At 65.8% G+C, this 6669-nt stretch carries 11 protein-coding genes; 2 read left to right on the top strand and 9 right to left on the bottom strand.

Annotated features, from left to right (window positions below):
• Positions 1-37: 37 nt before the first annotated feature.
• The gene (locus VJ811_RS06015; RefSeq protein ID WP_324071360.1) at positions 38-535 is read right to left on the bottom strand and encodes an outer membrane protein assembly factor BamE; all 498 of its coding nucleotides are present in this window, start codon (positions 533-535) and stop codon (positions 38-40) included.
• Positions 536-706: 171 nt separating this feature from the next.
• Here VJ811_RS06015 and VJ811_RS06010 point away from each other — a divergent pair, with 171 nt between their 5' ends.
• Together VJ811_RS06010 and VJ811_RS06005 are read left to right on the top strand one after the other, a co-directional pair.
• Positions 707-1237, top strand: a complete 531-nt coding sequence (locus VJ811_RS06010; RefSeq protein ID WP_324071359.1) for a ubiquinol-cytochrome C chaperone family protein — start codon at positions 707-709, stop codon at positions 1235-1237.
• Positions 1234-1764, top strand: coding sequence for a DUF177 domain-containing protein (locus VJ811_RS06005; RefSeq protein ID WP_324071358.1), 531 nt, complete (start codon positions 1234-1236; stop codon positions 1762-1764). Before VJ811_RS06010 ends, VJ811_RS06005 begins: the two co-directional genes overlap by 4 nt.
• Here the strand turns inward: VJ811_RS06005 and VJ811_RS06000 are convergent.
• The 8 genes from VJ811_RS06000 to rplF form a co-directional block, all read right to left on the bottom strand.
• Entirely contained in the window at positions 1761-2453 is a 693-nt protein-coding gene (locus VJ811_RS06000) for a hypothetical protein (RefSeq protein WP_324071357.1), read from the bottom strand. The two genes, VJ811_RS06005 and VJ811_RS06000, sit on opposite strands and share 4 nt — an antisense overlap.
• Before the next feature lie 53 nt (positions 2454-2506).
• Positions 2507-3160, bottom strand: coding sequence for an adenylate kinase (locus tag VJ811_RS05995; RefSeq protein WP_324071356.1), 654 nt, complete (start codon positions 3158-3160; stop codon positions 2507-2509).
• Positions 3161-3208: 48 nt separating this feature from the next.
• Positions 3209-4582 (bottom strand): preprotein translocase subunit SecY, encoded by a 1374-nt coding sequence (secY, locus tag VJ811_RS05990; protein ID WP_324071355.1) that lies wholly within the window; start codon positions 4580-4582, stop codon positions 3209-3211.
• A gap of 143 nt (positions 4583-4725) precedes the next feature.
• Positions 4726-5250, bottom strand: coding sequence for a 50S ribosomal protein L15 (gene rplO / locus VJ811_RS05985; RefSeq protein ID WP_324071354.1), 525 nt, complete (start codon positions 5248-5250; stop codon positions 4726-4728).
• 56 nt (positions 5251-5306) lie between these two features.
• Entirely contained in the window at positions 5307-5492 is a 186-nt protein-coding gene (gene rpmD / locus VJ811_RS05980) for a 50S ribosomal protein L30 (protein ID WP_037515666.1), read from the bottom strand.
• A 4-nt stretch (positions 5493-5496) separates the two neighbouring features.
• Positions 5497-6195 carry a 30S ribosomal protein S5 gene (gene rpsE / locus VJ811_RS05975; protein ID WP_082521561.1) on the bottom strand — a complete coding sequence of 233 codons (699 nt, stop codon included), beginning with the start codon at positions 6193-6195 and terminating at the stop codon, positions 5497-5499.
• A gap of 2 nt (positions 6196-6197) precedes the next feature.
• On the bottom strand, positions 6198-6551 hold the full coding sequence (gene rplR / locus VJ811_RS05970) for a 50S ribosomal protein L18 (protein WP_037515664.1): 354 nt from the start codon (positions 6549-6551) through the stop codon (positions 6198-6200).
• Positions 6552-6554: 3 nt separating this feature from the next.
• Positions 6555-6669: 50S ribosomal protein L6 (rplF, locus tag VJ811_RS05965; RefSeq protein ID WP_324071361.1), on the bottom strand; the 115-nt coding region annotated here is incomplete at its 5' end.

Raw genomic sequence — 6669 nt, 5'->3', positions numbered from 1 at the left:
GGCGTGATGCGCCGAGCGGTGCTTAGGACTGGTCGACCTAGCGCGGGTCGTCCGCAGTCTCGCCCTGGCGGCCGCTCATCGCGCCGACCGCGCCGATATTGCCGAACAATTCCTCGAGCAGGCTGCGCTCGCGGCCCAGGGTCGGCGTCTTGTCGCCTTCCGGGCTGATCTTGCTCACCAATTCGAGGCCGGTGCGATCGACCGCGGCGACGTTGCCCGCGGGGTCGAAGCGAACGCGCAGCACCTGCTGGTCGACCGGGCGCGGCTTGGCGAAGGCCAGCTGGCGCGTTTCGCGCGACACATAATAATATTCATTGTCGCTGAACTGGCCAACGAAGGTCGGGCGGCCAAGCGTCTTTTCGACCGATTCGCGGTTGTCGACGCCGGGCGTGATCGCCTCGGTCAGCAGCGGGTCGACGACATAGCCCTGCCGCCCCTTCAGCTGCGCGCAGCCGCTGACGGTCAGCGCGACGGCGAGGCCGAGCACGACGAGGCGCGCGCGCGGGGCGGGAAGCGAAAGGATCGAATTCGGCATCAAAAATCTCCGTTGCGCCTGTCCGCCGCTTGTCCGGGCGGTCGGCGCTGGCTCTCGCGCCTCTTAACCGCAAGCGGATAGCGCGCACAAGCCGCTTGTGCCGCGGCAAAGCTTGCCACAAGCTGACCGGCGGCTCTTTTCCGCTGGCCCGAATGCGCCTAAGCAGCTGCCATGTTCTCACTTCGCAAATTCTTTAAATCCGAGCCCGACCCGCGCGAGGCGCGCCGCCCGCTGTGGAACGCCGTCGTCGCCGCCGCGCGTGCGCCGCACTGGTATGCGCAAGGCTCCGTCCCCGACACGCTCGATGGCCGCTTCGACATGGTCAGCCTCATACTGGCGCTCGTCCTGCACCGGATCGACGACGAGCCGGCGCACGGGCTCGCGGGTGTCCAGCTCACCGAATTGTTCGTGAACGACATGGACGGGCAAATGCGCCAGATCGGCTTTGGCGACATGGTCGTCGGCAAGCAGGTCGGCCGAATGATGAGCGCGCTCGGCGGGCGGCTCGGCGCCTATCGCGCCGCCGACGGATCGGACGAATTGCGCGCTGCGCTGGTCCGTAACCTGTGGCGCGGCAACGAACCCGGCGAAACGGGGCTGGCGCATGTGATGGCCGAGGTCGCGGCGCTGCGCGCGGCGCTGGCGGCGACGCCGGTTGCCGATCTGGTCGTCGTCGACCACCTCGGTGGAGCCGCACGTTGAGCATACCGCCCGAATTCTCTCTGATCGTCACGCTGGCTGACGCCGCGCATGGCCGCACGCTTTCGGTCGAGGCTGATGCCGGGACGCGCGCGCGGATCGCGAAGCGGCTGGCGCTGGTCACGCTCGACCGCTTTGCCGTTACGGGCGAAGTCCGCGCGATCGCGGGCGGCATCGGCGCGAAGGGCGAGGTGCAGGCGCATGTCGTGCAAGCGTGCGCCGCGACCGACCTGCCTGTGCCCGCAACCATCGTCGAACCTTTCGACCTGCGTTTTCTGCGCGATGTCGATGCGCCGGTTGGCGAGGATGAAGAGATCGAGATCGGCAGCGACGAGCTCGACCTGTTGCCGCTCGATGGCGACCGGGTCGACCTTGGCGAAGCGGCGGTGCAGACGCTCTCGCTCGCGCTAGATCCGTTCCCGCGTCATCCCGACGCCGACCGCATTCTTGCCGAAAAAGGTGTGCTCAGTGAAGAAGCCGCGGGGCCGTTCGCGGCGCTCGCGAAGCTGCGCGGAAAGCCCGGCGCCTAGCGCTCGTCGGAGGTAGCCTTCGGCTCTTCCTCGACCGGGTCGGCGACCGCGGCGCCCAGCCCCGGCTCTTCCTTCGCGGGCCGGGTCTCGGTTTTCGGCTTTTCCGCCCCCTCAGCTGCCGCCTTTTCATCGCGCGTCGGCGGCAGCGCGCCGCCCAGCGCATTGGCGAGGCCGAGCAGCTGCTCGCCGATCACCTTGTCGACCGCGGGGGCGATATCGGCGATCTTGAAGCGCATATAGCCGCCGACGACATAATCGAAACGCAGCGCGCTGCCCGTCGGGGTTTCCTTGATCTGGATCGTCAGCGTGCCGGTCAGCGCCTCCCCCTGCAGCGGCCCGAACGCGCCCGAGAGGCGCAGCATCTGGTTCGGTTTCGAGAAGAGGATGCGCGCATGCTGGACGCTGCCGACCCCCGACCCGGTGTCGGGCAATTTCTCGCAGAAACAGCCGCCCGCCTGCGAATCGAGCCAGAAGTTCGCGGCGTCGCCCGACCAGCTATGATCCTTCGACCACCAGCTTTGCGGCATGCGGAGCATTTTCCAGACATCGGCGGGGGTCGCGGCGACCTGCGCCGTATGCGCGACGGTGAAGCCCGCCTCGCTCTGGTCGACGACCTTGGCGTTTGCGACCGGCGCAAAAGCGAGCGCCGCGATCATCGCCGCACTTGCGAAATATCTGGAAATTGCCATCAGCCTGTCCCCCTTGGCGCCTCAATAACCGGCGCCGGCGGGACTGGCTAGCCTCAGCCCGCGAGGATGGTTTCGATCGCGTCGTTGACCTCGTCGATCGGCGCCATGCCGTCGACGTGGGTGACGATGCCGCGCACTTCGTAGATCGGCAGGATCGGCGCGGTTTTGGCGCGATATTCGGCCATGCGCGTACGCACCGTTTCCTCATTATCGTCGGGACGGCGCTTGAACTCGTGGCTGCCGCAAACGTCACAGGTGTCTTCGACCTTCGGCAGCTTGTAGCGATCGTGGTAGCCCGCACCGCACTTCGCACAGCTGAAGCGGCCGGTGATGCGGTCGACGAGCGCGTCTTCCTCGACCTGCAGCTCGATCACATGGTCGAGTTTGCGGCCACGCGCCGACAATATGCCGTCGAGCGCCTCGGCTTGGGCCGCGGTGCGCGGATAGCCGTCGAAGATCACCGACACGTCGGCGCCCAGCTCGTCGAGCCGTTCGCCGATCAGGCCCGAGACGATCTCGTCCGAAACAAGTTCGCCCGCATCCATCACGGCTTTTGCCTGCACGCCGATCGGCGTTCCCGCCTTGACCGCCGCGCGCAGCATGTCGCCGGTCGAGAGCTGGACCATGCCATGTTCATCTTCCAGGCGCACCGCCTGCGTTCCCTTGCCCGCCCCCGGCGGACCCAGCAAAATGATATTCAGCGTCATGGGGACCCCTGTTTGCCCTGCCGTGTCGCGGATGCCGTAGCTTGGCGATCAGCGCCGCGCAACGCCGCCCTTCAATTTGGCCTTCTTGATGAGGTCGCCATATTGGTGCGCGAGCATGTGGCTCTGGATCTGGCTGATCGTATCGATCGTGACGTTGACGATGATCAAGAGGCTGGTGCCGCCGAGCTGGAACGGCAGACCCGATCCGGCGATGAAATATTCGGGGATCAGACAGATCGCCGCGAGATAGGCCGCACCGAGCACGGTGATGCGCGTTAGCACGAAGTCGAGATAGGCCGCGGTGTTCTTGCCCGGACGGATGCCGGGGATGAAACCGTTCTGACGCTTCAGATTGTCGGCGGTTTCCTCGGGGTTGAAGACGACCGCGACGTAGAAGAAGCAGAAGAAGATGATGCCCGCGGCATAGAGCGCCATATAGAGCGGCTGGCCGTGCGCGAGATATTGGTTGAGCGTGATCAGGAAATCGCCGGTCGCGGTGTCGCCCTGGACGTTCTGGCCCATCATCTGCGTGACGGTGAGCGGCATCAGCAGCAGCGAGGAGGCGAAGATCGGCGGGATCACGCCCGCGGTGTTGACCTTCAGCGGTAGATGGCTGCGGTCGGCCTGCATCACGCCGCGCTGCGTCGCGCGCTTCGGATATTGGACGAGGACGCGCCGCTGCGCGCGTTCCATGAAGCTGATGAAGGCGATGATGACGATCGCGCCGCCGACGACGGCGAGGATCGTGCCGCCGCCCATCGAGCCTTCGCGCACCTGCGTGAACATCTGCGCAAAGCTGCGCGGGAGCTGGGCGAGGATGCCCGCCATGATGATCAGCGACACGCCGTTGCCGATACCGCGGCTGGTGATCTGTTCGCCAAGCCACATCAGGAACAGCGTACCGCCAACGATGCTGATCACCGCGCCGATGCGGAACATCATACCAGGATCGACGACCGCGGCGATGCCCTGCGTCGCGCCGAGCGATTCCAGCCCGACGGCGATGAAATAACCCTGGATCGCGGTCAGCGCGACGGTGCCGTAGCGCGTATATTGGTTGAGCTTCTTGCGCCCGCTTTCGCCCTCTTTCTTGAGCGCGGCGAGGCTGGGCGACAGCGCGGCCGCCAGCTGCACGACGATCGACGCCGTGATATAAGGCATGACGCCGAGCGCGATGATGCTCATGCGCTCCAGGCTGCCGCCCGAGAAGGTGTTGAAGATGTCGAGGACGCCGCCCGATGCGGCCTGGCTGTAGAGCGACGCCAGCGCAACGGGGTCGACCCCCGGCAGCGGCACGAACGACAGGAAGCGGAAGACGATCAGCGCGCCGATCGTGAACCAGATACGGTTCTTGAGTTCGGTCGCCTGACCGAACTTCGAAAAGTTCAGGTTGGAAGCAAGCTGGTCGGCGCGAGAGGCCATGGTGATCTTTCCTCGAGTGGCGGACCGCGCCCCCGCGACCCGGCGCCTATGTGCGTTCGCCAGTCACGAAGCGCAAGGGCAAAGGCCCGAATTCAGATGCGTCGGGGGCGGATCGACCTGTCGCCGACCCGCCCCCGAGTGCATTAGTTCTTGGCTGCCGCTTCGGCCTTGCGCTTGGCTTTCTTACCTTCGCCTTCGGCCTTGGGTTCGGGCAGTTCGACCTTGCCGCCAATCTTTTCGACCGCTTCGATCGCGCCCTTCGACGCGCCGGCAACGGCGAAGTTCAGCTTCGCGGTGATTTCACCCTTGGCGAGGAGGCGGACGCCGTCCTTGCCCCCGCGGGCAACGCCAGCAGCCTTGAGCGCGGCGTGATCGATGACAGCCTTGGCGTCGAGCTTTTTCTCGTCGACCAGCTTCTGGATCATGCCCAGATTGACGATCGCGAAGTCCTTGCCGAAGATGTTGTTGAAGCCGCGCTTCGGAATGCGCATGTGAAGCGGCATCTGGCCGCCTTCGAAGCCGTTGATCGCGACGCCGCTGCGGGCCTTCTGGCCCTTCTGGCCGCGGCCGGCGGTCTTGCCCTTGCCCGAACCGATACCGCGTCCGACGCGCATACGGCCCTTGCGGGCGCCATCATTGTCACGAAGTTCGTTAAGCTTGATAGTCATTGCACTCGCTTTCGCTTTTATCGCGCTGATAAATAGGGGGTCGGGTCGCGAGGGGCTCAGCCCTCGACGACTTCGACCATGTGCGGCAGCTTGCGGATCATGCCGCGCACTTCCGGGGTGTCGACCAGTTCGACCTCGCGGTGCATCTTGCCCAGGCCGAGGCCGGTCAGGATCGCACGCTGGCTCTTGGGACGACGGATCGGCGAACCGATCTGGCGGATCTTGATCTTCTTGTCAGCCATCGTCTTACTCCGTCACCGCCGCGGCTTCCGCCTCGGCTGCGCGGTCGGATGCACCGCCACGCTTGATCAGGTCCGAAACCTTCTTGCCGCGGCGCTGCGCGACCGACTTCGGGCTGGTCTGCTCGCCGAGCGCTTCGAAGGTCGCGCGGATCATGTTGTAGGGGTTCGAGGTGCCGACCGACTTGGTCACCACATCGGCCACGCCCAGCGATTCGAACACGGCGCGCATCGGGCCACCGGCGATGATGCCCGTACCGGCAGGTGCGGAACGCAGCGTCACATTGCCGGCACCGAAATGGCCACGGCCATCGTGGTGCAGCGTGCGGCCGTCGCGCAGCGGAACGCGAATCATCGCCTTCTTCGCAGCAGCGGTCGCCTTCGAAATGGCTTCCGGCACTTCGCGTGCCTTGCCATGACCGAAACCGGCGCGGCCCTTGCCGTCGCCAACGACGACGAGCGCGGCGAAACCGAAGCGCTTGCCGCCCTTCACGGTCTTCGAAACGCGGTTGATGTGGACGAGCTTTTCAATGAGCTCTTCGCCACCGTCTTCGTCGCGCGGGCGACGATCGTCGCGGCGGCCACGGCCACCGTCACGACCGCCACGGCCTCCATCGCGGCCGCCGCCACGGCCGCGGCGCGGAGCCTGGCCATCGGTGGGGGCTGCTTCGGGAGCGCCTTCGACGTTCTGTACTTCGTCTGCCATGATTAGAACTCCAATCCGCCTTCGCGAGCCGCGTCGGCCAGCGCCTTGATGCGCCCGTGGAACAGGAAACCGCCGCGGTCGAACACGACCTGCGTCACGCCTGCCTTTTTCGCAGCTGCGGCGAGGCGCTTGCCCACATCGGCGGCCGCCGCGGTGGTTGCGCCGGTCTTGCCGCGGACATCCTTGTCCAGCGTCGAGGCCGAAGCGAGCGTCTGCCCGGCAGCGTCATCGATGAGCTGTGCATAGATGTGGCGGCCCGAACGGTGCACCGACAGGCGAGCGCGGCCACCCGCCCGCTGACGGAGGGCGGTACGGACGCGCTGACGGCGTTTTTGGAAAGGGGTAAGATGTGCCATGGCTTACTTCTTCTTGCCTTCTTTGCGGAAGATGTACTCGCCGCGATATTTGATGCCCTTGCCTTTATAGGGTTCGGGCTTACGCCAACGGCGGATTTCCGCCGCGACCTGGCCGACC

The sequence above is a fragment of the Sphingopyxis sp. genome, from assembly GCF_035250425.1.
GTDB lineage: Bacteria > Pseudomonadota > Alphaproteobacteria > Sphingomonadales > Sphingomonadaceae > Sphingopyxis.
The sequence above is the reverse complement of the archived record's forward strand: the minus strand, read 5'-3'. Positions and strand labels throughout refer to the sequence as shown.

What these genes read in the sequence shown, in the direction of transcription:
- VJ811_RS06015 (WP_324071360.1), bottom strand. Translation starts at nt 535, where the DNA reads ATGCCGAATTCGATCCTTTCGCTTCCCGCCCCGCGCGCGCGCCTCGTC.
- VJ811_RS06010 (WP_324071359.1), top strand. Translation starts at nt 707, where the DNA reads ATGTTCTCACTTCGCAAATTCTTTAAATCCGAGCCCGACCCGCGCGAG.
- VJ811_RS06000 (WP_324071357.1), bottom strand. Translation starts at nt 2,453, where the DNA reads ATGGCAATTTCCAGATATTTCGCAAGTGCGGCGATGATCGCGGCGCTC.
- VJ811_RS05995 (WP_324071356.1), bottom strand. Translation starts at nt 3,160, where the DNA reads ATGACGCTGAATATCATTTTGCTGGGTCCGCCGGGGGCGGGCAAGGGA.
- secY (WP_324071355.1), bottom strand. Translation starts at nt 4,582, where the DNA reads ATGGCCTCTCGCGCCGACCAGCTTGCTTCCAACCTGAACTTTTCGAAG.
- rplO (WP_324071354.1), bottom strand. Translation starts at nt 5,250, where the DNA reads ATGACTATCAAGCTTAACGAACTTCGTGACAATGATGGCGCCCGCAAG.
- rpmD (WP_037515666.1), bottom strand. Translation starts at nt 5,492, where the DNA reads ATGGCTGACAAGAAGATCAAGATCCGCCAGATCGGTTCGCCGATCCGT.
- rpsE (WP_082521561.1), bottom strand. Translation starts at nt 6,195, where the DNA reads ATGGCAGACGAAGTACAGAACGTCGAAGGCGCTCCCGAAGCAGCCCCC.
- rplR (WP_037515664.1), bottom strand. Translation starts at nt 6,551, where the DNA reads ATGGCACATCTTACCCCTTTCCAAAAACGCCGTCAGCGCGTCCGTACC.